Origin of the sequence: Alkalibacterium putridalgicola (assembly GCF_900109825.1) — a bacterium.
GTDB lineage: Bacteria > Bacillota > Bacilli > Lactobacillales > Carnobacteriaceae_A > Alkalibacterium > Alkalibacterium putridalgicola.
Map to the genome: position 1 here is coordinate 11,473 of NZ_FOBL01000020.1, position 26,147 is coordinate 37,619.

Genomic DNA, 26,147 nt, shown 5'->3' on the forward strand with positions numbered 1-26,147 from the left:
ATATCAAGAGAATGAATCTCCCTTAATTATACCATATATCAGGGGGAGTTATCGATCCAGGATTATGATTAATGCGTGAAATTTTATATTTTGAAATATTAACAGCAATTTTTAGTAAATTTACTTGTTTAGTTTTACTAAAGGGGTTACAATAATAGTGACTAACTAAAAGGAGCGTGAATTGAATGGAACGCAAACAGTTGATGCAGGACTTTAAAGAACAATTTGGCCATAAAGCCGACCGTGTTTTATTTTCGCCGGGACGGATCAATTTAATTGGGGAACATACAGATTACAATGGTGGAAAGGTTTTCCCCTGTGCGATCACGATGGGTACTTACGGTGTCGTCAAAAAGCGGGAAGATAAAGAAGTCCATGCCTTTTCCGGCAATTTTCCGGAAGTTGGCGAAATCACTTTTAATATACAGGACCTGTCGTTTAAAAAAGAAGATAACTGGACCAACTATGTCAAAGGCATGATCAGGTATATGCAAGAGAAAGTGGGAGAGCTGCCTCATGGCTTTGATCTCTATATCTATGGAACGATCCCAAACGGTGCTTCTCTTTCCTCATCCGCTTCACTGGAGCTTTTGACGGGTGTGATTGTCCGTGACATGTATCAGCTCGATATCCCGCAGCTGGACTTGGTGAAGCTGGGTATGCGTACGGAAAATGAATTTCTGGGACTCAATTCAGGTATTTTGGATCAGTTTGCTGTCGGTATGGCTAAAAAAGGTTATGCAATGCTCCTGGATACTAATACGCTTGAGTATGAACAGGTGCCGGTAGAACTGCCGGATCACAAAATAGTGATCATGAATTCCATGACGCGACGTGAACTGGTCGATTCCGAGTACAATACACGTCGGGAACAGTGTGAACAAGCTTTAGAACAGCTTCAGGAAGTCGTCGATGTAAAATCGCTTGGTGAGCTGTCGGTCGAGGCATTCGAGGAGCATAAACATGTCATTAATGACGATGTCCTGATGCGTCGTGCCCGTCATGCCGTGTACGAAAACGTTCGTACGGATCGCGCAGCTGAAGCATTGAAAGCCGGGGAATTAAACACGTTTGGTCAATATATGAACGAGTCGCATAAGTCTCTGGATGAAGATTATGAAGTAACGATCAAAGCGACAGACTATCTTGCCCGAGCAGCCTGGAAAGAAGCAGGTGTAGCAGGTGCCCGTATGACTGGTGGCGGCTTTGGTGGCTGCTGTATAGCCATCGTTGAGAATGAAGACGTCGACACATTCATTGACCATGTAGGGCGTGGATTTAAAGAAGAAATCGGCCATGATGCTGAGTTTTATATTGCAGAAACGGCAGATGGTACAAAGGAATGGGTCGCTCATGAATAAAACCGTATCAGAAGAGACCATCGATCAGATCATCACCGACTTTCTTGAGTATTATATCCAAACGGGCAAGGTGGATGCTCTTGACCGCATTTATCTGACGAACCGGCTGCTCGATCTGCTGGGTAAAAAAGAATTCAGGCAGATCGAACCTTCAGGGGAAATTAAACAGCCACTTGAACTGCTTGATGCTATGGTCGTCTATGCTGTTGAATCAGAAGCGATCGAGGATCTGTCTTCAAGCAAGGATGTCTTTGGAGCTAAAGTGATGGATCTGGTGACGCCTCGCCCTTCAGAAGTAAATCAGCTGTTCTGGGAGCATTATGAAAAAGGACCTAAGGAAGCCACGGATGTCTTCTTTGATCTGAGCAGACAGAACAACTATATCAAGACGAGAGAAATAGCCAAAAATATCGAGTACACCCATGCGACTGAATATGGGGACCTTGAGATAACGATCAATTTATCGAAACCGGAGAAAGACCCAAAAGAGATCGCCTTGGCCGGTAAGAGTGAGACGAATTATCCTGAATGCAAGCTATGCATGGAAAATGAGGGGTATGAAGGTCATCTGACTCATCCGGGAAGAGCGAACCACCGTATCGTCAGAATGGATGTCAATGGCGAAGAATGGGGCTTCCAGTATTCTCCTTATGCCTACTATAACGAACATTCTATCTTCCTGTCGCGTGTCCACCGGAAAATGGATGTAGGCGTGCAGGCGATAAGAAATCTTTTGGATATCCTGACCACACTGCCGCACTATTTTGTCGGCTCGAATGCGGGACTGCCTATCGTAGGAGGATCGATCCTCTCTCATGATCATTATCAGGGTGGACGCCACACTTTTCCACTGGAACGGGCTGAAGCTGACTATTCTTTTGAGATGAGTGGTTCATCCGAAGTTGAGACGAGTGTCATCAAGTGGCCGATGTCAGTGATCCGCTTGTCGGGTACTGACAAAGAAGCAGTCGTAGAAAAAGCAGATAGGATCATGCAGTACTGGGAAACGTATTCTGATGAATCGGTCGGTATTTATGCAGAAACAGACGGGACACCGCACAATGCCGTCACACCGATCGCAAGGCGTGACGGAGAAAAGTATGAGCTGGATCTGGTCCTTAGAAATAACCGGACATCAGAAAACTATCCAGATGGGATTTTCCATCCCCATCCACCGGTTCAGCATATCAAGAAGGAGAATATCGGCTTGATCGAAGTAATGGGACTGGCTATTTTGCCGCCGCGTCTAAAAGATGAACTGCAGACTGTGCGAGAATATCTTACCGGTAAGCAGACAGCGGTCGATCCGATCCATCAGGAATGGGCAGATGAATTAAAAAAGCAGTATGAAATCACAGAAGAAAATGTTGAAGAGATCGTGGATGAAGCGGTCGGTGACATCTTTCTGCAGGTACTGAAAGATGCCGGTGTCTTTAAACGGGATAAAGAAGGCAAAGCAGCCTTTAAACGGTTTATTGACGCCTTGATAAAAGATTGATATAAAAGAGAAAGTGGAGGAATGACTATGGAACTGACAAAAAAAGTGTTTGGCCGATTTGAAAACCAGGATGTGTATGAATACACATTGACAAACAAGAACGGCGTATCGATCAGTGCGACCCCATTTGGTGCGACCCTTACTAAACTCGTTACCCCGGATAAAGAGGGCAAGCGTGAAAATATCACGCTGAACGTGGAGAACTTAGAAGATTTCGCCAGCAACCGCCCGTTTTACGGCGCCACGATCGGACGCGTGGCCGGGCGCATAACTAAAGGCAAGTTCACTTTAGACGGGAAAGACTACCAGGTCGACGTCAACGAAGGGGAAAATATGCTGCATGGCGGCCCCAATGGTCTGGATACTAAGCTTTGGGATATCGTAGTCGATGAATCAGCTGGCAGACTTGTCTTTACCTATGAAAGTCCGGCGGGTGAAAATAATTTTCCAGGCACGATGCAGATCAGAGTCACTTACACACTGACCGAAGAGAACGACTGGGTCATCGATTATGAAGCAACGACCGATGAAGCGACCCTGTTCAATCCGACGAACCATGTGTATTTTAATCTGACCGGTGATATCAAAAAGCCGATCCTTGACCATGAACTGGAGCTGGCTAGTCTAAAGTATGTCCCGCTGGCTGAAGAAAACCTGCCGAGCGAAGAGAAAGCAAGTGTAGAAGGGACGCCTTTCGACTTTCAGACTGCAAAACCGGTCAAAGAGGCTGTTCTTTCTGATCATGAACAGATCAAGCCGCTGAACGGTCTGGATCATCCTTTCGTCCTTGATCAGGGCAAAGAGGTCAAAGGCACTCTGTATGATCCTGAAAGCGGACGTGAAGTAACGTTTTACACCGACTGTAACAGTGTGGTCGTCTTTACACATAATGGAGAAGTGGATGACTATACGATCGAAGGTGAACCTGCCAGACAGTATGCGGGCATTACACTGGAGACTCAGACACTACCAGATGCGATCAACAAGAAAGGTTTTGGCAACATTGTTTTAAGGCCGGGAGAAACCTTCCAGTCACGCACCACCTATCATTTTGGAACGAGAGACTGATCAGGTTTTATATAGATCAAGTAAGGACTAAGGAGAGTAGTGATGGCAACTTTAAAAGATATTGCAAATAGAGCAGGTGTATCCACATCGACAGTTTCTCGGGTACTGAATTACGATGCGTCACTCTCTGTCGGAGAAGAGACGAAGAAAAAAATATTCGAAGTTGCTGAAGAGCTGGAATATAAATCAAAAAAACGGCTGACTAAAAAAGCAAAAGGCAAACTGGCCATCGTCAACTGGTATTCTGAAGCAGAAGAACTTCAGGATGTCTATTACATGTCGATCCGTCTGGGTGCAGAGAAACGGGCAAAAGCATTAGGCTATTCCTATAACCGTGTTTACAAACAAAGTGACTTTATAGAGGAAGCTGATCTGGCTGGGATCCTGGCGATAGGTAAATTCAGTCATAAACAAGTGAAACAGCTTATGCGTCATAATGTCCCCCTGTGTTTTGTGGATCATCTTCCCCAGGAAGAAGTCGACAGTGTGGTCGTGAATTTTAAAAAAGCGATGCGCAGGAATATCGATTATCTGCTTGAAAAGGGTCATACGAAGATCGGTTTCATTGGCGGAGAAGAATCTTTCAGTGATGGGACTGGCCAATGGGTCGATCCGCGCGAAAAATATGTGAGAGAATATCTCAAGCGCAAGAAACTTTATAAAGAAGCCTACTTTTTCAAAGGCGCGTTTCGGGTAGAGGACGGCAAGCGCAATATGCTCGATGCTCTGGAGACGCTTGAAGGAGACCAGCGTCCCACTGCCTTTATTGCGGCAAATGATGCGATCGCTATCGGCTGTCTAAAAGCTTTGTACGAGAAGAATGTCAAGGTGCCGGAAGAGGTCAGTATCATCGGCTTCAACGATATCTCCACGGCAAAGTACATCACTCCGGCATTGACCACTGTGAAGGTCTACACCGAAGAGATGGGCATAAGCGGGATCGATCTACTGCAGGAACGGATCGAAGAGGATCGTGATGTGACCAAAACCGTTATTATGTCTACAAAACACATCGAACGGGAAAGCACATAGAAAAAACGTCGGCTCATTTGAGCTGACGTTTTTTTACTGGTGCGCCCGGCATGGGCGACAACTTGGTGGTGAAAGTCCACTACAAACCTTCGAATGAATACATAACGAAATGCTAAGATACTTTAAACAACAGAAAGAAACGCAAGCGGCAAAGAAATATAATGAATCATCAGGCAGCCTTGCCTGATCAGGACCGCATTAAAGCTGATCTCTGCTCGATGAAGGAGAAACTTCTCTGAACTTGATAGAAAAAGAGATCGAGTTTATATTACCAGGTCGTAGTTCTATGAACTCAATTTCTTATAAAAGAAGAGTTGATAGAAAAGAGAGCATCTTTTATCAACTCTTTCTGTTTTCATGCGGGAGTTATGAAAAGAAGAGCTATCTTCTAGTAACTAAAATGCCAATATGCTCTGGGTTGCTAAAAGAAGGGAGCTCTTTTAGTAACTCACACCGGATTCTCAAAAAAGTTATTAAAAGAAGAGGCATCTTTTAGCAGCTCGGGTCTTTCAAAAAGAGCCAGTTACTAAAACACGGCCTATTTTTTAGGAAGTCATTCAAACAATAGGCATGAGTTAACAAAAGAAATCATCTGTTCTCAAAAATTCGTACAAAGTGTTAGGTTAGTTTATAGAACTCTGGATACCTTCTAAAATAAAGCAATCAAGTAGGAGGTAAATAAATTAATCATTTACCTCCTACTTGATTGATCAGTATTATAACTTATTCAGCTTTTCAAAGGCATTGTCCTGCGGTTCATAGCCCAGTTTCACTTTGGCAGAATGAATATCCAGACGAGGGAAGGTATTATTCGAAATACCATTGACCAGCAGATACGGTTCAAGAAGCTCTGCCTCCAGACAACGGTCGATCAGGTGATTCATATCCCTGGCTGAGAAATACATAGCCATGCCGTTAAAGTCGCTGTCAGGATCCAGCTCTGAATCATCTGATTTATAATCCCCGATGCGGATACCGATGGACTCGATACCTTTATTGAAGGCATAGTAGCTTGCCAGGGCCTCGATATACACTTTTGAAACACCGTATAAATCATCCGGTCGTGGCTGGTCTGTTGTCTTGACCTGGACGTTATCCGGATAGGCATCGCTGGCGTGGATGGAGCTGGCAAAAATGATTCGTTTCAACTTGGATGCGTCCATTGCCTTTTTATAAAGGTTCTGCGGCAGCACATAGTTCAAACCAACCAGTTCATCGTAAAAATCAGCGTCTGGATCCGGATTAGCGGCAAGTTGAATGACATACTCGACATCATCAAGCAACCCATCCCAGGCCTCCAACTCAATGAGATCGTCCTTAATGATCTCAACACCCTGTTTCAAGTCTTCCGGAAAGGATGAAAAATCGATATCTACAAGCACCAAATCGTGTTTTCCTTTCAAGTGTCTGGTCAGATTGGTACCGATCGTGCCCGTCGCACCCGTTATTAAAATCCTGCTCATGTCGATCCTCCTTGGATACTTTATGGAAATAAGGACTCCACCCTTAGACAACTAAGGATGGAGAGTAGTTGAAACTTATCTACGGTTTTTGTCGTCTTCTTTGGCTTCGCCAACAGCTTCATGTGCGTGACCTTCAGCTTTCTGGGCCTTGCCTTCAGCTTGCTTTCCTAAGTCATCGGTTGCGCCACCGTAAGCGTCTTTGGCTGCTCCGACTGCCTTGTCTTTGGCACCTTCTGCTTTATGCTTCAAACTTTCTTTGTTTTCATCAGTCATATACACTCGCTCCTTCTTCATCGAATTTTGTTCACTTTTATTGTATGATGCGAAATGATTATTTGCAAAAGATATGGCTGTATCCCGTCGGAATCGTTTCTCAAAGGCGTCAGATTGTGCTAAACTTAATCTAAATAGATTGATGACCAGAGGAGTCTAAGAATGAGAATATTGGCTATAGATACATCTAACCAGTTAATGTCTGTCGCTTTGCTCGATGATGACCGATTGATCATCGAACGGACAGTCAACGTGAAACGTAATCACAGTATTCAGCTGATGCCGGCGATCGAGGAAATGATGAAAGAAGCGGAATGGAGACCCAAAGATCTGACACGCATCGTCGTGGCTAAAGGTCCGGGATCTTATACCGGCGTACGTATCGGAGTTACGGTCGCCAAGACTCTTGCCTTTAGTCTGGATATCGAACTTGTCGGCGTGTCCAGCCTGGAAGTCCTGGCCGCAAACGGAGCTCAGATAGAAGGTTCGTATTGTATACCGCTGTTTGATGCACGACGCGGCAATATATATACAGGCCTGTATCAGTATCAGGACAATACGCTTGTCCAGGTGGAAAAAGACACCCACATCTCAGCAGAGCAGTGGGCGAAATACTTAAAACAGCTGGATGGTCCCCTTCAGCTGCTGGGTGAAGACAGACTCAAACATATGGAGTTATTCGAGGAAGAATGTGGAGAAAGACTGATCGAACTGCCTTCCAGCCGACATTTTGCTCGCGCAAGCGTCCTGGCAGAACGCGGGAAAAACCGTGAACCTGAAAACAAACATGTATTTGAACCGGAATATCTGAAGCTGGCAGAGGCAGAACAGAACTGGATGGAGGCACATCCTGACTTTAAACAAGGAGGCGGGTGGATTGAAAAACTTTAAGGAATGGATATCTGAAAGAGTAGCCAAGTCAACGACTAAATCGTTTTTACCCATTTCAACCCGAGTAAAACTTCACCAGCCTTTTTATGGTCTCTCTGACGAGCATTTTTTAAAAGCAAAGATAGCAGATGAGGGAGACGTCGATGGTATCCTTCAGATCGAACGCCTTTGTTATAATGGCCTGACGCCCTGGAATCGTACAGCCGTTTTGCATGAAATCCGCTATAATAAAAATGCTTTCTATATCGTCATATATGACGATGACAAACCGGTCGCCTTCGTAGGTGCCTGGTTCGTGACACAGGAAGCTCATATCACCAATATAGCTACGATTCCTGCCTATGAGAAAAAAGGCATAGCAACGTACTTACTGAAAGAAATTATTCGACTCGCACAGGAAGAGGGTATTGAAAAAGTGACACTGGAAGTGAGAGTATCCAACGATACTGCTCAGAGTCTGTATCGTACCCTTGGCTTTGAAGAAGGCCGAGTGAAAAAAGGATATTATGCAAGAGACCATGAAGATGCACTCGAAATGGTCCGTCCGCTCGCTGATCCCACTGAAGAGTCGATCTATGAAGAATGATCAGGACAGGAAGAAAATACAGCCGATCATACGGCGGTATGATTTCAATGAAGAAAATTACGAGCGATTCTACGACATTGCCGATCAGTCCTTCCGATATGGGGCACCGTGGACGTACAAGCAGTATAAGGAAACCTTAGGCAGAGAGGATCTGGTTTTTTTCGTCGCAGAAGTGGATGGACAGCTTGTCGGGTACATTGGAGGCAAGCTGCTTCTGGATGAAGCTGAAATCTATACGATCGTCGTGTCCAAGAGATTTCAGAAGAAAAAAATCGCCCGTGCTTTACTTAAGCGGTTCAAAGAAGAATGCCGGATAAAAGGGGTCGAAGCGATCTTCCTGGAGGTCAGAAAGTCCAATAAGAAGGCGCGATCTTTTTACAGAAAGAATCAGTTCGATGTGATTTCTTCTAGAACAGACTATTACACAGAGCCGGGGGAAGATGCGCTCGTTATGAAATGCAGAATGAGAAAGAAGGAAGAGAATGGAAAAGAAGCTGATATTAGCGATAGAGACAAGTTGTGATGAAACAAGTGCGGCCGTTATCGAAAACGGACAGACGATTCTATCAAATATTGTCGCTTCGCAGATCAAAAGTCACCAGCGGTTTGGCGGCGTCGTACCGGAAATCGCCAGCCGGCACCATGTCGAGCAGATCACGCTGATCATTGAAGAGGCGCTGGAAAAGGCCGACGTCTCTTATGATGAGCTCGATGCTGTGGCGGTCACTGAAGGCCCCGGCTTAGTCGGCGCTCTTTTGATCGGTGTGAATGCGGCCAAAGCGATTGCGTTTGCTCACGATCTGCCGCTGATCGCCGTCAATCACATCAAAGGACATATTTTTGCAAACCAGTTAGTCACGCCTCTTGAATTCCCGCTGCTGTCCTTAGTGGTTAGTGGAGGGCATACGGAACTTCTCTATATGGCATCTGAAGATTCTTATGAGATCGTTGGAGAAACACGTGATGATGCCGCTGGTGAAGCATACGATAAGATAGGGCGCGTGCTGGGTGTCCCTTACCCAGGCGGTAAACATATCGATCAGATGGCTCATGAAGGGAAAGATACGTATGAATTTCCGCGGGCAATGATCCAGGATGATAATTTCGATTTCAGTTTCAGTGGATTGAAAAGTTCGTTCATCAATACCGTCCATAATGCGAAGCAGAAAAATGAGGAAATCAACGCCAATGATCTGGCCGCAAGTTTTCAGGCTGCTGTGATCGATGTACTTGTCGACAAGACGATACGGGCAGCCAAGGAGAAAAATGTCAGACAGCTGATCCTGGCTGGGGGAGTGGCTGCCAACAAAGGTCTGCGCACCGCTTTGGAGAAAGCAGTGTCTGAAGAACTGACCGATGTGGAACTGCTTATCCCGCCGCTCGAATTGTGCGGAGATAATGCCGCAATGATCGGCGCTGCTGCATATGTTCAGCTTAAAAACAATAATTACGCTGATTTTTCACTAAACGGCAGACCAGGATTATCAGTATAAGGTAGATTATCTATATTAACTGATTTTCAGCAGCGATGTATCCGGTATTTTTTGATACATTGCTGTCTTTTTATATCTATCTACGATTGCGTGCCCTTCCTGAAGAGTGAGGAGCAGTGGAGGTCACGCAAAAGGAAAATGCGTGCCCTTCGAGAAGTTTAGGAAGCGGTGAAAGTCACGGAAAAGTGAATTGCGTGCCCTTCACGAGATTTAGGAAGCAGTGAAGGTAACGCAAAAGGAAATTGCTTGCCCTTCACGAGATTTAGAAAGCAGCGAAGGTAACGCAAAAAGGAAATTGCGTGCCCTTCACGAGATTTACGAAGTAATAAAGGTCACACAAATGACCAGAGAGTGACCTTTAAGGAGATTGCGGAGCTGTGAAGGGCACTCTCTAAACATAAAAACCAATAAAAGATCAGAAAATAATGAAAGCAGCAGATCAGGAGAGGGTACTTCCTGATCTGCTGCTTTTTCAATTAATTCAAAGCGTCTAAGGCGAGCTGTTTTTCTTCCCATTCCTCAAGTAAGGTTTCTTGTTTGGACTGCAATTCCTGATTTTTTTTGGCGAGACGTTCGAGCTCTTCAAAATCATTGGATATCTCCGGTTCACTCAAGGCTTCCTGGACAGACTGTATCTTATCTTCCAGTTCTTCGAGTTCATCTTCGATAGCTTGAACAGCACGTTCAAGCTTCCGCTGATTCTTCTGATTCTCTTTCTGTGCTTCAAACGATTGTTTCGTGGTTGAAGGAGAAGAATCACTCTGTCCGTCTTCCTCTTCTTTTTCAGAAGACGTCAGTTGTTCCAGGGCTTCGAGCTCGGCTTTCTTTTGAAGGTAATAATCGTAGTCCCCAAGATAGACATCAGCGCCATTTTCGTTCAACTCAATGACTTTTGTGGCCAGACGGTTAATAAAGTAACGGTCATGAGAGACGAACAGCAAAGTGCCTGTATAATCGATAAGGGCGTTTTCAAGGACTTCTTTTGAATCGATGTCCAGATGGTTGGTCGGTTCGTCTAAAAGCAGGAAATTATTCTTTTCCAAGGACAGTTTGGCTAAAGCCACACGCGCTTTTTCGCCACCACTTAAAGAGGCGATGGATTTTTCGACATCATCACCGCTGAAGAGAAAAGAACCTAACAATGTTCGTATCGTCTGTTCCGGGAGACTAGGATGGTCGTCCCACACTTCATTCAATACCGTTTTCTTATTATTCAACAGATTCTGTTCCTGATCATAATATCCCAGATCGACTTTTGCTCCGTATGAAACATTACCGCCAAGAGCGGGGATCATCTGATTGACCGTTTTCAGCAGTGTCGTTTTTCCGATCCCATTGGGTCCGACGACAGCAATCGACTCCTCTTTTCGGATGTCCAGATCGATATGACTCGAGAGAGCAGTGGTTTCATATCCGATGGTCAAATCGTCAGTCTGCAGAACGATCTGTCCCGATTCTCTACCTGTCTGGAACTGGAAATGGGCGCTTTTTTCGTCATTTTGCGGCTTGGATAAAGGGTCCATTTTCTCCAGCTGTTTTCGGCGAGCCTGTGCCCGTTTTGTGGTTGAGGCACGTACGATATTTTTGTCGACAAAATCTTCGAGTTTGGCGATTTTTTTCTGCTGTTTCTCAAAGACCTTCCATTCACGTTTGATTTTTTCTGCTTTTAATTTCAGATAATTCGTATAGTTGCCCGGGAAATAATCCACGGACCCTCTGCTCACTTCGTAAACCTCGTTGATCACCTTGTCTAAAAAGTACCGGTCGTGAGAAACGATCAGGAGGGCTTTGGAATAGTTCTGCAGATACGTTTCCAGCCAGGAAAGCGTATCGATATCCAGATGGTTGGTCGGTTCATCCAGAATCAGCAAATCTTTTTTCTCTAAAAGCAGCTGGGCAAGGGCTAGGCGTGTTTTCTGCCCGCCTGACAGATTTTGTATTGGAGTGTCATAGTCTTCTTCATAAAACCTGAAGCCGTGAAGGACGGAACGGATCTCACTCTCGATCCCATAGCCGTTTTTTTCATGAAAAGTCAATTGCAGGGTATCGTAGCGTTTAAGCAGTTCGTCATAGTCACGGCCCGATTTTTCAAGGTCTGGATCGCTCAGCTGCGATTCGATGTCGCGCATCTGTTGCTCCATATCAAGCAGTGGTTCGGCGATTTTCATCATTTCATCCCAAATCGTCAGCGAGGAGTCGAGTCCTGTGTACTGATCAAGGTAACCGATGGTGATATCCTTTTTCTTGTGGATATTTCCGGAATCCGGTTCTTCCCGACCGGATAATATTTCAAGCAGGGTCGTTTTGCCGGCACCGTTCCTTCCGACCAAGCCGATACGTGCGTTGTCTTTAATTTCAATGGAGACATTATCGAACAGTTTATCTGCACCGAAATAACGCGAAATTTTTTCAGTTTGTAAAAGTATCATGTTAGTATCCTCATTTTCATAAAAATTACCTTAATTCATCTCTTAATAGTTTAGCATACATACAGCAGATAACAATACAGGAGTCCAGTGATATAAGATTATATTGTGAATCACATTCTCAATTAAGAATTAGCTATTATCATGTACGATTGCTCACTAATCGTTTTAACGTTCATATATATACAATTTAGATGTACTCTAAAGTTTATGAATATTCTCAGATTTCAGGCTATTTTACTTTTATTTAGTAAGATTAATGCTATAATAGAAAGTGGCATATTACTTATAGTTTGTGAATGCACAAAGACTGAATAAACAGTAATTTATAATGATTAAACTAAAGTTAATTTAAAATCGGATAAGGAGAATGAATGATGGTTGAAAAGAAAATACCTAAAGCGACAGCGAGACGTTTGCCGCTGTACTATCGCTATTTGAGGTTCTTATATGAAGCAGGCAAGGAACGCATCTCATCTGCCAAGTTAAGTGAAGCCGTAAAAGTGGACAGCGCAACGATCCGACGCGACTTTTCATATTTCGGTGCTCTAGGTAAAAGAGGTTATGGTTATGATGTTGAAGCGTTAATGAACTTTTTCAGTAAAACGCTGAATCAGGATAGACTGACCAACGTTGCCCTGATCGGTGTAGGTAATTTGGGACAGGCGTTACTGAACTATAATTTCCGCCGCAATAATAATATCCGCATCAGTGCCGGATTTGATGTCAAAGATGAGCTGATCGGAACGATCCATCAAGGTGTGCCGATCTACTCCATAGATGAAATGGTAGAACAGCTCGACCTGCAGCAGATCGATGTGGCCATCTTAACAGTGCCTTCAGAAATCGCTCAGGATATGGCCAACCAGCTGGTTGAAGGTGGAGTTAAAGGTATCATGAATTTCACGCCGATCCGTGTGACGGTGCCTAAACATATCCGCGTCCATAATGTTGATTTGACAAATGAGCTGCAGACACTGATCTACTTTATCAATTACTATCAGGATCTGGAAAATTCAGATGACCCGGATGAACCGTTGAATGATTTTATTATCTAAATTGAAATTAAAAAAGCGTACCCGCTTGATTAGAGCGGGTACGCTTTTAGTTATCTCTTACTTTTTTTGATGTTGTAATAGGCTTGCGCCAAACGTGTCCCGTTCACAAAGTCCTTTGTTGCAAAAAGGGCAAACAGATAGGAAAAGAACCCCCACCCATTTGATGAAACCGAGTCAATGGTGAAGAAGAGGAAAAGTGCAAAGAATACATATTTAAAAACGATTTGTAGTTTAAGCTGTTTTTCTGTCATAGTGGATCCTTTCTACATGGGAAATTTAGTCATGATCAGAGGAAATATAGGTTCGCAATTACGGCCAGGGTATTCATCAGACAATGCGCAATGATCGGTGTCCAGATATTCTTGGTTTTGAAGTAAAGCCAGGAGAATACAAACCCCATGGATGAATAGACAAGTAGCAGACCGTCAAAATGGACGAAAGCAAACAATAGTGAACTGATGACCGCTGCACCGATACCGCCAGTTTTTTCAATGAGCATCCCAAAAATCGCTTTTCGAAATACGAATTCTTCCATGACCGGCCCGGCCACTCCTATGAGAAGGATGAAGACAGGGTAGTTTCTGACCACTTCGACAAGCATTTGTGTATTCTGAGACTCCATCGGTGATCCCAGCAACTGGACCTCGATGATGCTCGCCAGGTTCTGTGCAAAGAGGGCGATAAAGATACCGGCGATTCCCCATAGCAGAACGTCTTTCTTCTGCTTGTTTAGAGGTTTTTCAAATGGAAAATGCATGTGAAATCTTTTTTCGATCGCTATCATACCGACCGCACCTAGAGTGAAGAGGACGAGTGACGGTGTCAAAAATCCTATCGTTCCTAATGATTCAGGTAGAAAGACAGGAATGACCCCTGCCAGGACTTGAACAAGCAGGAAAAGTATGATGATACGTGTTGCCGCTTTTTTATTTAAAGTGATTTGATCCATTAAAGTCATCCTTTGTTTGTTATATACAATACTAGTAATTTAACACAAATAGAGGTCCGTTTCCACACAAGGAAAAATGAATGTTTTTTTGAGATAGGGCTTGCAAGATCATTCTGTTTTGAATATACTTAGAATTGGAGTTAGCACTCGACTGGTTAGAGTGCTAAAACTCACTTATTCACTAGCTGATAGTGAAAAAAATAAGACAAAACAAACAATTTACTTATGGAGGGATTACATTATGTTGAAACCTTTAGGAAATCGCGTACTTCTTGAAGTGAAAAAAGAAGAAGAAAAAACTGCAAGCGGCTTGGTCCTGCCGGATTCTGCCAAAGAAAAACCACAGACAGCCGTAGTAGTCGCTGCAGGAGAAGGTAGACTGCTTGATAATGGTAACTATTCCAAACCAGCCGTTTCAGTTGGCGACAAAGTTATCTTTGAAAAATATGCCGGATCTGAGATCAAATATCAGGGGACCGAATATTTAGTTGTCAAAGATACAGACATCATTGCGATCGTCGAATAATTCGTTCGTTTTAACGATTTCATTTTCAATATAATCAACGAAGGAGAGAATTAAAACATGGCTAAAGATATTAAATTTTCTGAAGATGCCCGTGCAGCAATGCTGCGCGGAGTAGATAAACTGGCAAATACAGTTAAAGTAACATTAGGTCCAAAAGGCCGAAACGTCATTTTAGATAAATCATTCGGTGCTCCTCAAATCACTAATGACGGAGTCACGATCGCAAAAGAAATCGAACTGGAAGATAAATTTGAAAACATGGGTGCCCAGCTGGTCGTTGAAGTGGCAAGCAAAACCAACGATATTGCCGGCGACGGTACAACTACAGCAACTGTATTAGCTCAAGCTATCGTCAACGAAGGTATGAAAAATGTGACAGCTGGTGCTAACCCGGTCGGTATCCGTCGTGGAATCGAAATGGCAACGAAGAAAGCTGTTGAGTCACTTCGCGAGATTTCAACACAAGTTGCTGACAAAGAATCTATTGCACAGATCGCAGCAATCTCTTCCGGAGACGAGGAAATCGGTCACTTGCTTGCAGACGCTATGGAAAGAGTCGGCAGTGACGGCGTAATCACGATAGAAGAGTCTCAAGGTATCGAAACGGAACTGGATGTCGTTGAAGGGATGCAGTTTGACCGTGGATACTTATCTCAGTACATGGTGACAGACAACGAGAAGATGGAAGCTAGTCTTGATAATCCGTATGTCCTGATCACAGACAAGAAAATCTCATCTGTTCAGGAGATTTTACCCGTCCTTGAAAATATCATGCAGCAGAATCGTCCGCTCCTGATCATTGCTGATGATATCGAAGGCGAAGCTCTTCCTACATTAGTCCTGAACAAGATCCGTGGCACATTGAATGTTGTTGCCGTTAAAGCACCTGGCTTCGGTGATCGCCGTAAAGGTATGCTTGAGGATATCGCTACACTGACGAACGGAACTGTCGTTACAAGTGACTTAGGTCTGGATCTTAAAGATATGACCATCGACCAGCTAGGTACGGCAGGTAAAGTCGTTGTGACGAAAGATGATACAACGATCGTTGAAGGTGCCGGTGATGCAGCATCCATCGAACAGCGTGTCGGCATGCTGCGTTCTCAAGCTGAAGAAACCACCTCTGAGTTTGACCGTGAAAAACTTCAGGAACGTATCGCCAAGTTAGCCGGCGGTGTGGCAGTGATCAAAGTGGGTGCAGCAACTGAAACGGAAATCAAAGAACGTAAACTGCGTATTGAAGATGCATTGAATGCTGCACGTGCGGCCGTTGAAGAAGGCGTGATTGCCGGCGGAGGGACTGCGTATATCAATATCTTAAATAAACTGGAAGAAATCGACGCTGAAGGCGACGAAGAGACCGGCGTGAAGATCGTCCTGCGTGCTTTGGAAGAACCTGTCCGTCAGATCGCACAAAATGCTGGACTTGACGGCAGTGTCATCGTTGAACGTCTGAAACATGTTGAGCCAGGAATCGGCTTTAACGCCGCAACTGGGGAAATGGTCAATATGGTTGAAGCGGGTATCATCGATCCAACTAAAGTTACCCGTTCAGCTCTTCAGAATGCTGCATCTGTATCAGCCCTACTTCTCACAACAGAAGCAGCTGTCGCAGAAATCCCTGAAGAAAATGACAACCAGGCTGGCGGAATGAATCCCGGCGGCATGGGCGGCATGATGTAATAACGAGATTTATTTCCTGAACAATATAGAAATTTTAGATGAAAAGAGGGTAGGACTTTTGTCCTACCCTCTTTGGCGATTCCGAATCATTTGTTATAAACGTGTTCCAATAAACAGCCCCGCCGAAAACTACTTCAGCAGTTATCGGCGGGGCTGCGTTAGAAGCTACAGGGCTAAACGCTTTTTGTCCCGTCCTCTTAAATTCTTTGATCGATCAGAGAATCATGCCGGAATGATGATCTTGGGCCGACGTTAGAGCGCTGATAAATATTCTTGAAATTTATACAAAAAATAAGCTGAGAGCCAGCAGGCCGACTTCTACACTGCTGAAAAGGACTACATTTTTGATGGCTACCACAAACGTTTCCGTTTTTATCTGTTTTTGGTTGTAGGCATTCAAGTTCTTTTTGATCAAGGGGAAAGTAATGAAAACAGCGAGCATTAAAGGATGAAGGTACCCCAGGACAACAGATAAAGCGATGATCACATAACAGAGATACATCAACAGGTTAAAAAGTAAAACAGCTCTTTCTTTCCCGATATAAAAGGGGAGAGTAAACCGGTGATTGACAATATCCTCTTCAAGGTCACACGTGTTGTTAGCTAGCATGATATTTGAAATCAGAAATACAGTCGGCAAGGATACTAAAAAGACTGAAAAGATAGCCTGCAGATTACCGGTCAGAAAAAATTCAGGTCCCTCAAAAGCTAAACGGATCAGACTGCCATCTGAATCATTGATCAGCACTGCAATAAAGAAAATGCCAAAGCCCATAGTCAGTCCGGAAAGTATTTCTCCCAATGGCGTTCTAGAGATAGGTATTGGTCCGAACGTATAAAAGATCCCTATAGCAAAACAAACAACCCCGATAGCCAAAAGTAAAAATGTTGTCCGATAGACTAGTATTAAACCCAGTACTATGGAAAGTCCAAGCATAATAAAAATCAGACGAATCACTTTCTTTTCTGATAAACCGGTACGTCCGATAATATTGACGTTCTGCTGATATGTTTTATCTTTTGCTTTTTGAAAATCCATTAGATTATTAATGGCTGTTGTCGTCATATCAAACAAAATCATGGCGACAAAAAAGAGAAGCGTGTTCCAAAAGTTGAATTCGGAAAAGTAGTAAGCCGAAAACAACACGCCGAGGAGGAACGGGAATAAACTGGCGATTTTAGTTTGTATTTCCACTAATTTCATGAATACAGATACTTTCATTTTGATCTTCCTTCTTTTTCTATTTTGATTCTTTGCAACTAGCATGACATTACTGCTTCTAAAATACTCTGCTATAGAGTATAACATAAAACTATAGGAGGAAATATGAGATTTTATCTTCTGACATTTTATATTAGTGAGAGAAATAAGGATAAAAAAAACAAGGACGTAGTCGGAAAGACGGTGTGAGACAATAATTGTCACATAAAATTAATATTCTCTCGAGTTATTGAAATTTGTCTCATATTAACTAGACAAAATTTTTCTTCTAATGTATAATTAATCCTGTTGCATGTGAAAGTTTAAACATTGTCTGCTGTTCTATTTTCAGACGCAATCTGCCTTTTAGGGTTTATAAATAAGTATTATCATAATCTTGTAAGAAAAGTTTGTTTAAACTGTTGTGTAAAAAATATTAAGGAGTGGGAAGAATGTCCCAAAAAAACATAGTCGTCGTCGGTGCGGGATTTGCCGGAGTTGCGGCAACTAAAAGACTCGCTAAACGATTCAAGAAAAATGAAGATGTTACGATTACATTGATCGATCGTCATCCTTATCAAACATATATGACTGAACTTCATGAAGTTGCTGGTGGGCGTGTAGAACCTGATGCGATTCAGTTTGATCTGCAGCGTCTGTTCAGCCGTAAGAAGAACGTGAAGTTGGTGACTGACAATGTACTGGATATCGATCATGATAAAAACATAGTCAAGACTGAGAATGATTCTTATTCATTCGATTATCTGATTTTAGGTATGGGTGGAGAACCCAACGACTTTGGCACTCCTGGTGTTAAAGAGCATGCCTTCACACTGTGGTCTATGGAAGATGCAATCAAGATTCGTGAACACATTGAGAGCACAGTTGCCGAAGCCTCAACTGTACGTGACGATGCCAAGCGTAAAGCCATGCTGACATTCACTGTCTGCGGCTCCGGTTTTACAGGGATCGAAATGATCGGTGAACTCGCAGACTGGAAAGACCGTCTTGCAAAAGATCATAAAGTCGATCCAGATGAAATCTCACTGATCGTTGTTGAAGCTATTCCGACTATTTTAAATATGATATCACGTAAAAATGCTGAAAAAGCAGAACGTTATATGGAAAAAAGAGGAATCAAAATCCTCAAAAGTTCTCCTATTGTAAAAGTGGCACCTGATCATATCGAACTGAAATCTGGAGAAAAAATACCGACACATACTCTTATCTGGACAGCCGGTGTTAAAGCCAACTCTGATACAGAAGATTTCGGACTGGAAAAAGCACGTGCCAATCGTTTAGTGGCCAATGAGTACATGGAAGCTGAAGGTTATGATGATGTTTATGTTATCGGTGACCTGGTTTACTATGTAGAGGAAGATGGGGCTCCAACTCCTCAAATCGTTCAGGCTGCTGAACAGACCGGACATACAGCTGCCGAAAACATTGTCGCTGCTATTGAAGGTACTGAAAAGCACAAACATGAAAGTAATTATCAGGGCTTCATGGTTTCCATCGGATCGACATATGGTGTAGCTGAATTGATGGGCAAGTATAATCTCTCTGGCTTCTTTGCTATTTTAGTTAAACACTTGGTCAATCTTCTTTACTTCTTTGAAATCCGTTCTGGATACTATGCCGTTCAATATGTTTTCCATGAGTTCTTCCATATTAGAGATAAACGGAATATTTTCCGCGGACATCTTTCCCGATATGGCAATGTGCTGTGGAGTGTTCCACTGAGGGTATTCTTCGGTAGTATGTGGCTCGTTGAAGGACTGAAAAAAGCGTTTGGTTTATTCGGTTCAGAAAGCTGGTTCACTGATAGAGTGGCTTTACCATTCTCATGGCTCCAGGATGCAACTTCCGGTGCTTCACCTGCTGCCGAAACAGCAGCGGCTGATCCGGTATTTGGACTAAGTTATGTATATGGTGAAGAACCTATGATGATTTTAAAGGAAGCACCAGGCTGGTTTGAAGCGATCATGGAGTTTATGATTCCAAATACCGACATTGCTCTTATTTTCCAGAAAGTTATGACACTTGTTGAAATTGGTGTAGGTCTGGCGCTTATTTTCGGATTGTTCACTTGGCTTGTTAGTGCTTTAACTATTGCTCTGGTAGCCAGCTTTACTTTATCCGGTATGTTCTATTGGGTGAATATCTGGTTCGTCTTTGTAGCTCTTTCATTAATGAATGGTTCCGGCCGTGCATTCGGTTTAGATTACTACGCTATTCCATGGATACAGAAGGTTGCTGGAAATTGGTGGTATGGAAAAACAAAGCCAGTATATAAACAGAAATAACTTTTTCAATTAAATAACTAAAAAAGAGTGAAGGATGAATGATGATGCTCTCCTTCATTCTTTTTTATCGTTTTAAAATATTTTAATTCAATGGTCTGTTCTGATCGTAGAATAATGGTAAACTAAAAGAGACTGCTAAAGTGAAAAATAGAATGGTATCCAGGAGGCCAATGCCGAGAGTATATTTATTGGCTGCTGTATTAGTGTTGGTTGTACCAACGCCCTCCCTGCGAAAACTGTGTCAAAAAAAGGAAAGAGGAATCAAGATGGAGATACACCCAATGTGGGACGCCTATCCTGAAGTAAAGTCTGAACTAAAAGAGACGCTTACGATGATCGATAAGGAGATATTCCTTCGAAATAAGGAAGTTGAAGCGGCTATCTTAGATATGCTTCATTCAGGCGGGAAACTTTTGCGTCCAGCCTACACTCTGTTATTTTCAAGTTTTGGTGAAGAGCATTCGCCTGAAAGAGCACGTAGTCTAGCTGCGGCTATAGAGCTGCTGCATACAGCTACGTTAATTCATGATGATATTATTGATGAAGCTTCAACAAGACGAAGCAAGCAGACGATTCAAGATAAATACGGGAAAGATGTTGCAGTATATGCCGGGGACTATCTGTTTACTGTCTTTTTCCGTATTCTAGCCAAACATGCTGAATCAATGGAGAATTTGACGATCAGTACGGATGGTATGGAGCGTATTTTAATGGGGGAATTGAACCAGATGCATTTACGCTATAAAAAAGATATGAGCATCCGTGAATATCTGACCCAGATTTCAGGAAAAACAGCTCAGCTCTTTGCTTTATCTTGTTATGCAGGAGCAATGGAGAGTGGCAATTCAAAGTCATTTTCTCGCTACTGTTATTATATCGGAAGTCATATCGGTATGGCTTTCCAGATTATGGATGATGTCCTGGATTATACTCAGTTATCTGAAGATTTTGGTAAGCCTGTTCTGGAAGATGTTAGACAGGGTATCTATACTGCTCCTCTGATTTTTGCTTTAAGAAAGAACAAGAAAGATCTGCTGCCGTTGTTATCGAAAGGTGAGAGAACAACGAAAGAAGAGGCAAGAAAAATACAGCTGCTCGTGACTGAAGCAGATGGAGTGAATGAGGCAAAAAAACTGGCTGAGAAATATACCAAAAAAGCCATGAAGCGTATTGCCGGTCTTCCAGAATCAAAAGAAAAACAAGTGATCGAGGAAATCACACTGAAAATGCTCAATCGTGAAATGTAGAACCAATCAAAAAAGCTCCCCTGAGGGAGCTTTTTTTGTGCCATATTATATATACTTCATATATGAAGTGATGCTGAGCTTTCATGGTTTGATAGTTTTTTTGAATGATACTGAATTTCATTACATAATAAACTGTTAAGTTTAGCCAATGATCATTGTTACTGGTAAAATGAAGAAAACAAATCAGAGGAGAGATAGAATGAGAGTAGCAGCTGTGCAGCCTGATTTAGCTTTTAAGGAACCAGCGAAGAATTTCAGAAAAATATCTGAACTTATCCGGACAGCGGTCGAGAGAAAAAAACCAGATGTGATCGTACTTCCAGAAATGTGGAATGTCTCTTTCTTCCCGAAGGATCTGGAAGGATGTGCAGATGTTAAAGGTGAAGAGACAAAACGTCTGTTAAGTGATCTGTCAAAGAAATATATGATCAATATCGTCGGAGGTTCGGTGGCAGTTCAGTCTGACGGGAAATTTTACAACACAAGTTATGTTTTCAATCGTATGGGGGAAGTGGTGCATGCCTATAATAAAGTGCATCTCTTTTCGCCATCACAGGAGCATCAGATTTTTAAAGCTGGAAATCAGATGGGCATTTTTGATATTGATGGTGTAAAAGCGGGAATCGCAATCTGTTACGATCTGCGTTTTCCAGAATGGATCCGTAAAATGGCTCTGGAGGGGGTCCAAGTCTTATTTATTCCAGCTGCTTGGCCGCACCCCCGTATGCGCGCCTGGGAAACCTTGTTATGCGCGCGGGCTATTGAAAATCAATTTTTTGTTGTGGGGGTAAATAGTGTTGGTACAACGGATAAATTGAATTTTTGTGGTCATTCAAGTATTTTCGGACCATCAGGCGAGAGTCTGGCTGCAGCACGAGAAGAAGAAATGGTGTTATGGGCTGATCTGGACCTTACTAGTATCCCGGATATCCGTCGGGAGATCGCTGTTTACAACGACCGGCGCAGGGAATTGTACTAAAGCAAACATGTCCCGGTTTTTCTGATTGCAGAATGAAAGGGATATGCACTGGCATAAAGAGTGCTTCAGTGTGCTGTCTTTTCTAAAGTAAAGCAACTGTTTAGCAGGATGGCTGATTATTTTAAGGAGGCAACAGCATGATAACAGAGTATGACTTTAATGACTTTGAGAACCCGTATAGTCAGTTCAAAACAAAGGAACTGGGGGAACGGCTTTCTCGGGCGCAGCGTTTAATAGGTAATCTTGATATTCCCGTACTTATCATAATAGATGGTTGGGAATCCTCCGGTAAAGGATATGTCATAAAAGATTTAGTGAAGGAATTGAATCCCAAGCATTTCAAGGTAAGCGTCTTTGAAACACCAACGGAAGAAGAACGGACGCGGCCTTTTTTATGCCGCTTCTGGAATAAAACGCCGCGCTATGGAGACATCGCTATTTATGACCGGAGCTTTTATTTTAAGCTGTTCAACGATTTGTCGATTGAACAGGAAGAACTGGAGCAGAATATAGAGGATATCAGTTCGATAGAAAAACAGCTGTTGGATGACAATGCGATCATTATCAAGTTTTTCCTGCACCAGAAAGAAGACACACTGCAAAAGCGGATCGATGAGCTGAAAGGTGACGAATACCGTTCATTTATGATCAGCGAACGTGATGAGGATCAGTATGATCAGTATCATGACTATCTTGAACATTTTGATAAAATATTGGAAAAGTCAGACTTCACCTTCAGTAAGTGGCATGTCGTCTCTTCTGAAGATAAAAAAGAGGCCTCAGATAAAGTGCTCGGAATGTCGATCGATCTGATCCATGAAGGTATCGACCGGATCATGGGGATGAAAAATGGCGGCCTTCGCAGACAGATGAGAGATTATGTACCTATGGAAAAGCCGCTGAACAAATTGAATTTGAATTTGAAGCTGGATGATGATGAATACGATGAATTAAAAGACGAACTGCAGATGGAAGCTCAAGAACTAGCTTTTGAGTTGTACACAAAAGGTATACCGACTATACTGGTCTTTGAGGGTGTAGACGCAGCGGGTAAAGGCGGGGCCATCGAACGTCTGACAAGGGAAATGGACCCTCGGGGTTATGAAGTCGTGACGACGTCGGCGCCATCGCAGCTCGAACGGGAACACCATTACTTATGGCGTTTCTACAAGGATTTTCCAAAAGAAGGCGACATGAAGATTTTTGACCGGAGCTGGTATGGCCGGGTGATGGTCGAGCGTGTGGAAGATCTGGCTGACATGGAAGAATGGAATCGTGCGTATAAAGAAATCAATCAGATGGAAAAACATCTTTATAATGCCGGTACGCTTATATTGAAATTCTTTATCTATATCGATAAGAATGAACAACTGGATCGGTTCAAAGACCGAGAGACTGAACCGGACAAAGTATATAAACTCACTGATGAAGACTGGCGCAATCGTGAAAAATGGAATGAGCACATCGAAGCCATGAATGAGATGCTGGTTCGGACTGATACGGATCATGCGCCCTGGATCATCGTCGAAGGACAGCAGAAAAAATATGCCAGAATCAAAGTGCTCAAAACGTTCATCGAACAGGCCAAAAAGAAGATAGAACAGTGGGATGCATAACTAAAGAACGATCATTTCTTATGGTAGGGGCTTTTTCTGTATGTTATCTGAAAAGCTATGACGTGAGAAACAGCCAGATTCCGGTATAATATAACTGAAGAGAATATCATGCCCGTGTTGATAAAAGTCAGGAGAGGGAAGAATATGGATCAGGAATCCACAGAACGTGTGAATAACTTGTTAAACAAGGTCGCAGACTTGAGAGATAACATCTATGAAGAAGGGACAAAAGCATTCAAAAAATGGGAGAATGAAATCAGCCGTGATGCCTTCGAATTAAGTGCACAAAATCTGGCCTATTATCTTGCGCTCCGAAGACGTGATGTACGAGACATTCAAAGTGAACTCACACCGTGGGGCTTGTCTTCTTTGGGCAGGCTAGAGTCCCGTACACTGAATAACATCGATGCTGTCCTGGCCAGTTTATCGGCGATAGCTGGAAAAGACAGTCGATGGTCTTACCCATCCCAGTCATCATATATCACTGGTCAGGAACAGTTGAGTAAAAATGCGATTGAACAGTTCGGGAAGCAGCCTCAGAACCGGCATACGCGTATCATGGTCACTTTGCCGTCAGAGGCAGCAACAGACAGCAAGTTTCTCAGAGAACTGATCGCTTGCGGTATGAATGTCGCCCGGATCAACTGTGCCCATGATAATACCGAGACTTGGAAAAAAATGGTCGACAAAGTTAGAAAAGCAGCAAAAGACGAACAGACTGAAGTGAAAATACTGATGGATATTGCGGGGCCAAAAATAAGAACAGACTGGGTCTTTACGACTTTGAAAAAGCCCAAAGTCAGTCCTGGGGACAGATGGTATCTGACGAAGGATAATCAGACATTACCTCTAGATTTTGAATCAAAAGTAACTGCCGGATGCAGTATCCCGGAAATATTTGAAACCCTTAAAAAAGGGGACCCGGTCTTATACGATGATGGAACGATTGAATCGGTAGTGGATGAAGTAGCGGAGAATGGAGCGGTCCTTAAAGTGAAACGGACCCGTACCGGAAAAAGCGTCCGTGTGAAAGCCGAAAAAGGTCTGAACTTCCCGAAAAGTCAGTTCGATCTTGAAATGCTGACAGCTAAGGACAAGGATGATTTGGGATTTGCTGTTGAACATGCCGATATCCTTGGCTTGTCATTTGTTAAAGATGCGGACGACATCAAAAAAGTCCAGAAAGAACTTATCCATCAGACAAATAAACAGCGTGCAGCTGAAATCCCTTTGATGGCTAAGATAGAAACGGTTCAGGCTGTGGAAAATCTGCCTGCCATTATCATGACGGCTGCCAGCAGGAATCCATTCAGCGTCATGATCGCTAGAGGAGACTTGGCCGTGGAAACTGGATACAGCCGATTAGCCGAACTTCAGCAGGAAATCATGTGGATCTCTGAAGCGGCTGATATCCCAGTTGTATGGGGGACGGAAGTACTGGATAATATGGTTTCAAGTGGTGTCCCGACAAGAGCCGAAGTGACAGATGCAGCAGAGAGTGAACGGGCAGAATGTGTCATGCTCAACAAAGGCGATCATCTTCCGGAGGGTGTGGCCTTTTTAAGTGAGATACTGGAAAAGATGCAGGAACATCAATACAAAAAGACATCACTTTTGAGAGCGCTAAGTATTGCTAAAGATAAATAGAAGATCTCCAAAACAAAAAAAGCAGAAGCGGGCTGATCATCAACTCGCTTCTGCTTTAAAAATGTAAACTAAGGACAGTCACTGATTTGGCTGTGTGGCTGTTCAGTATAAAGGCGTACCAAAAATCTGAGTGGCATAGAGGAATTCACCATCGTAATGAACGCCTACACCGATTTCTTCATATTCCGGTTTGATCATGTTTTCGTAGTGACCTTCACTTTCGACCCAGCCATTGAACAGCAGTTCAGCCATCTCTTCTTCATTCATGTAATAGGTCGCCATTCCCAGGTTTTCGCCCACGACCTTATACGGATAGGATATCCCTTCTTCTTCAAAGACGGTAAAAGGTCCTGATCCATCGGGGCGGATATGGTCGAAGCTTTCTTCCGTTTCCACGGCACGGATGATGGCAGCGGCTTTCAGCATGTCGTTGGAGGCTAGTGTGTTGAGATTTTGTTCTTCCCTTAATTCATTCACCAATGTCAGTATTGTCTGTTCAACAACATCATAGTCGACGTCTGCATGGGTATTTGATTCCAGTATCGTATTGTTTTTTGATTTCTGACCTTCCTGATCTTGTGTAAAAGAGGTATCTTGAATAAGAGGGAAAGTGTCAAATGAAGACCTTAACTGCTGCAGCTCCATTCGCGTAGGGAAATAATCCACGGCTGTATTCATCCAGCTGCCGGCACGCGTACCGTTCAGCAGGCCGCTTGCCCCGAGCCAGAAGCCTATAGTGAGGACTAATAGTAATGTGATTATTTTTCTTAGAAGTTTCATCATTCTCATGCCTTTCTGTTATTGAATCAGTTTACCAGAAAGTGATTCAAGGAAAAAGTTAAAC

The 26,147-nt window shown here is 43.2% G+C and carries 23 protein-coding genes; 16 read left to right on the forward strand and 7 right to left on the reverse strand.

Going from position 1 to position 26,147, the window contains the following annotated elements; translation table 11 throughout:
• Positions 1–185 precede the first annotated feature (185 nt).
• From BMX84_RS07640 to BMX84_RS07655, 4 genes are read left to right on the forward strand one after another with little or no spacing between them, the layout of a single operon-like run.
• On the forward strand, positions 186–1,361 hold the full coding sequence (locus tag BMX84_RS07640; protein WP_091488597.1) for a galactokinase: 1,176 nt from the start codon (positions 186–188) through the stop codon (positions 1,359–1,361).
• Positions 1,354–2,859, forward strand: coding sequence for a UDP-glucose--hexose-1-phosphate uridylyltransferase (gene galT / locus BMX84_RS07645; RefSeq protein WP_091488598.1), 1,506 nt, complete (start codon positions 1,354–1,356; stop codon positions 2,857–2,859). The genes BMX84_RS07640 and galT overlap by 8 nt, the downstream gene beginning before the upstream one ends.
• 27 nt (positions 2,860–2,886) lie before the next feature.
• A complete protein-coding gene (locus BMX84_RS07650) occupies positions 2,887–3,927 on the forward strand; it encodes an aldose epimerase family protein (protein ID WP_091488600.1) in 1,041 nt (346 codons plus the stop codon).
• Between the two features lie 42 nt (positions 3,928–3,969).
• Positions 3,970–4,959 carry a LacI family DNA-binding transcriptional regulator gene (locus tag BMX84_RS07655; RefSeq protein ID WP_091488602.1) on the forward strand — a complete coding sequence of 330 codons (990 nt, stop codon included), beginning with the start codon at positions 3,970–3,972 and terminating at the stop codon, positions 4,957–4,959.
• 716 nt (positions 4,960–5,675) lie between these two features.
• On the opposite strand, the gene BMX84_RS07660 is transcribed toward BMX84_RS07655, so the two are convergent.
• Both BMX84_RS07660 and BMX84_RS07665 read right to left on the reverse strand, forming a co-directional pair.
• Positions 5,676–6,422, reverse strand: coding sequence for an NAD-dependent epimerase/dehydratase family protein (locus tag BMX84_RS07660; RefSeq protein ID WP_091488603.1), 747 nt, complete (start codon positions 6,420–6,422; stop codon positions 5,676–5,678).
• A 75-nt stretch (positions 6,423–6,497) separates the two neighbouring features.
• The gene (locus BMX84_RS07665; protein WP_091488605.1) at positions 6,498–6,695 is read right to left on the reverse strand and encodes a CsbD family protein; all 198 of its coding nucleotides are present in this window, start codon (positions 6,693–6,695) and stop codon (positions 6,498–6,500) included.
• 162 nt (positions 6,696–6,857) lie between these two features.
• Here BMX84_RS07665 and tsaB point away from each other — a divergent pair, with 162 nt between their 5' ends.
• Genes tsaB through tsaD form a run of 4 tightly spaced genes read left to right on the forward strand, consistent with a single transcriptional unit; the run spans position 6,858 to position 9,665 of the window.
• Entirely contained in the window at positions 6,858–7,586 is a 729-nt protein-coding gene (gene tsaB / locus BMX84_RS07670; protein WP_091488607.1) for a tRNA (adenosine(37)-N6)-threonylcarbamoyltransferase complex dimerization subunit type 1 TsaB, read from the forward strand.
• Positions 7,573–8,172: a ribosomal protein S18-alanine N-acetyltransferase gene (gene rimI / locus BMX84_RS07675; RefSeq protein ID WP_177165504.1), complete on the forward strand. Its 600-nt coding sequence runs from the start codon at positions 7,573–7,575 to the stop codon at positions 8,170–8,172. The genes tsaB and rimI (BMX84_RS07675) overlap by 14 nt, the downstream gene beginning before the upstream one ends.
• Entirely contained in the window at positions 8,162–8,695 is a 534-nt protein-coding gene (gene rimI / locus BMX84_RS07680) for a ribosomal protein S18-alanine N-acetyltransferase (protein ID WP_177165505.1), read from the forward strand. The genes rimI (BMX84_RS07675) and rimI (BMX84_RS07680) overlap by 11 nt, the downstream gene beginning before the upstream one ends.
• Positions 8,655–9,665: a tRNA (adenosine(37)-N6)-threonylcarbamoyltransferase complex transferase subunit TsaD gene (gene tsaD / locus BMX84_RS07685; protein ID WP_091488611.1), complete on the forward strand. Its 1,011-nt coding sequence runs from the start codon at positions 8,655–8,657 to the stop codon at positions 9,663–9,665. The genes rimI (BMX84_RS07680) and tsaD overlap by 41 nt, the downstream gene beginning before the upstream one ends.
• 476 nt (positions 9,666–10,141) lie before the next feature.
• On the opposite strand, the gene BMX84_RS07690 is transcribed toward tsaD, so the two are convergent.
• Positions 10,142–12,094 carry an ABC-F family ATP-binding cassette domain-containing protein gene (locus tag BMX84_RS07690; protein WP_091488613.1) on the reverse strand — a complete coding sequence of 651 codons (1,953 nt, stop codon included), beginning with the start codon at positions 12,092–12,094 and terminating at the stop codon, positions 10,142–10,144.
• A gap of 374 nt (positions 12,095–12,468) precedes the next feature.
• Between BMX84_RS07690 and BMX84_RS07695 the strand changes: the two genes are divergently transcribed.
• The gene (locus BMX84_RS07695) at positions 12,469–13,149 is read left to right on the forward strand and encodes a redox-sensing transcriptional repressor Rex (RefSeq protein WP_091488615.1); all 681 of its coding nucleotides are present in this window, start codon (positions 12,469–12,471) and stop codon (positions 13,147–13,149) included.
• Positions 13,150–13,199: 50 nt separating this feature from the next.
• On the opposite strand, the gene BMX84_RS07700 is transcribed toward BMX84_RS07695, so the two are convergent.
• Together BMX84_RS07700 and BMX84_RS07705 are read right to left on the reverse strand one after the other, a co-directional pair.
• Positions 13,200–13,400, reverse strand: coding sequence for a YdiK family protein (locus BMX84_RS07700; protein WP_091488617.1), 201 nt, complete (start codon positions 13,398–13,400; stop codon positions 13,200–13,202).
• Between the two features lie 35 nt (positions 13,401–13,435).
• Positions 13,436–14,098 (reverse strand): CPBP family intramembrane glutamic endopeptidase, encoded by a 663-nt coding sequence (locus BMX84_RS07705; RefSeq protein ID WP_177165506.1) that lies wholly within the window; start codon positions 14,096–14,098, stop codon positions 13,436–13,438.
• Between the two features lie 241 nt (positions 14,099–14,339).
• On the opposite strand from BMX84_RS07705, the gene groES reads away from it, so the two are divergent.
• Together groES and groL are read left to right on the forward strand one after the other, a co-directional pair.
• Positions 14,340–14,624: a co-chaperone GroES gene (groES, locus tag BMX84_RS07710; protein WP_091488620.1), complete on the forward strand. Its 285-nt coding sequence runs from the start codon at positions 14,340–14,342 to the stop codon at positions 14,622–14,624.
• 57 nt (positions 14,625–14,681) lie between these two features.
• Positions 14,682–16,307, forward strand: a complete 1,626-nt coding sequence (gene groL, locus BMX84_RS07715) for a chaperonin GroEL (protein WP_091488622.1) — start codon at positions 14,682–14,684, stop codon at positions 16,305–16,307.
• Between the two features lie 280 nt (positions 16,308–16,587).
• Here groL and menA read toward each other — a convergent pair whose 3' ends face one another.
• Positions 16,588–17,529 (reverse strand): 1,4-dihydroxy-2-naphthoate polyprenyltransferase, encoded by a 942-nt coding sequence (menA, locus tag BMX84_RS07720; protein WP_091488624.1) that lies wholly within the window; start codon positions 17,527–17,529, stop codon positions 16,588–16,590.
• Positions 17,530–17,960: 431 nt separating this feature from the next.
• On the opposite strand from menA, the gene BMX84_RS07725 reads away from it, so the two are divergent.
• The 5 genes from BMX84_RS07725 to BMX84_RS07745 all read left to right on the forward strand — a co-directional run bounded on the left by BMX84_RS07725 (position 17,961) and on the right by BMX84_RS07745 (position 25,303).
• Positions 17,961–19,814 (forward strand): FAD-dependent oxidoreductase, encoded by a 1,854-nt coding sequence (locus BMX84_RS07725; RefSeq protein WP_091488625.1) that lies wholly within the window; start codon positions 17,961–17,963, stop codon positions 19,812–19,814.
• A gap of 266 nt (positions 19,815–20,080) precedes the next feature.
• Entirely contained in the window at positions 20,081–21,061 is a 981-nt protein-coding gene (locus BMX84_RS07730; RefSeq protein WP_091488627.1) for a polyprenyl synthetase family protein, read from the forward strand.
• A gap of 199 nt (positions 21,062–21,260) precedes the next feature.
• Entirely contained in the window at positions 21,261–22,040 is a 780-nt protein-coding gene (locus BMX84_RS07735) for a carbon-nitrogen family hydrolase (protein WP_091488629.1), read from the forward strand.
• A gap of 137 nt (positions 22,041–22,177) precedes the next feature.
• The gene (locus BMX84_RS07740) at positions 22,178–23,656 is read left to right on the forward strand and encodes a hypothetical protein (RefSeq protein WP_091488630.1); all 1,479 of its coding nucleotides are present in this window, start codon (positions 22,178–22,180) and stop codon (positions 23,654–23,656) included.
• Between the two features lie 144 nt (positions 23,657–23,800).
• A complete protein-coding gene (locus BMX84_RS07745; protein WP_177165507.1) occupies positions 23,801–25,303 on the forward strand; it encodes a pyruvate kinase in 1,503 nt (500 codons plus the stop codon).
• Between the two features lie 102 nt (positions 25,304–25,405).
• On the opposite strand, the gene BMX84_RS07750 is transcribed toward BMX84_RS07745, so the two are convergent.
• Positions 25,406–26,086 (reverse strand): CAP domain-containing protein, encoded by a 681-nt coding sequence (locus BMX84_RS07750; protein WP_177165508.1) that lies wholly within the window; start codon positions 26,084–26,086, stop codon positions 25,406–25,408.
• Positions 26,087–26,147 lie beyond the last annotated feature (61 nt).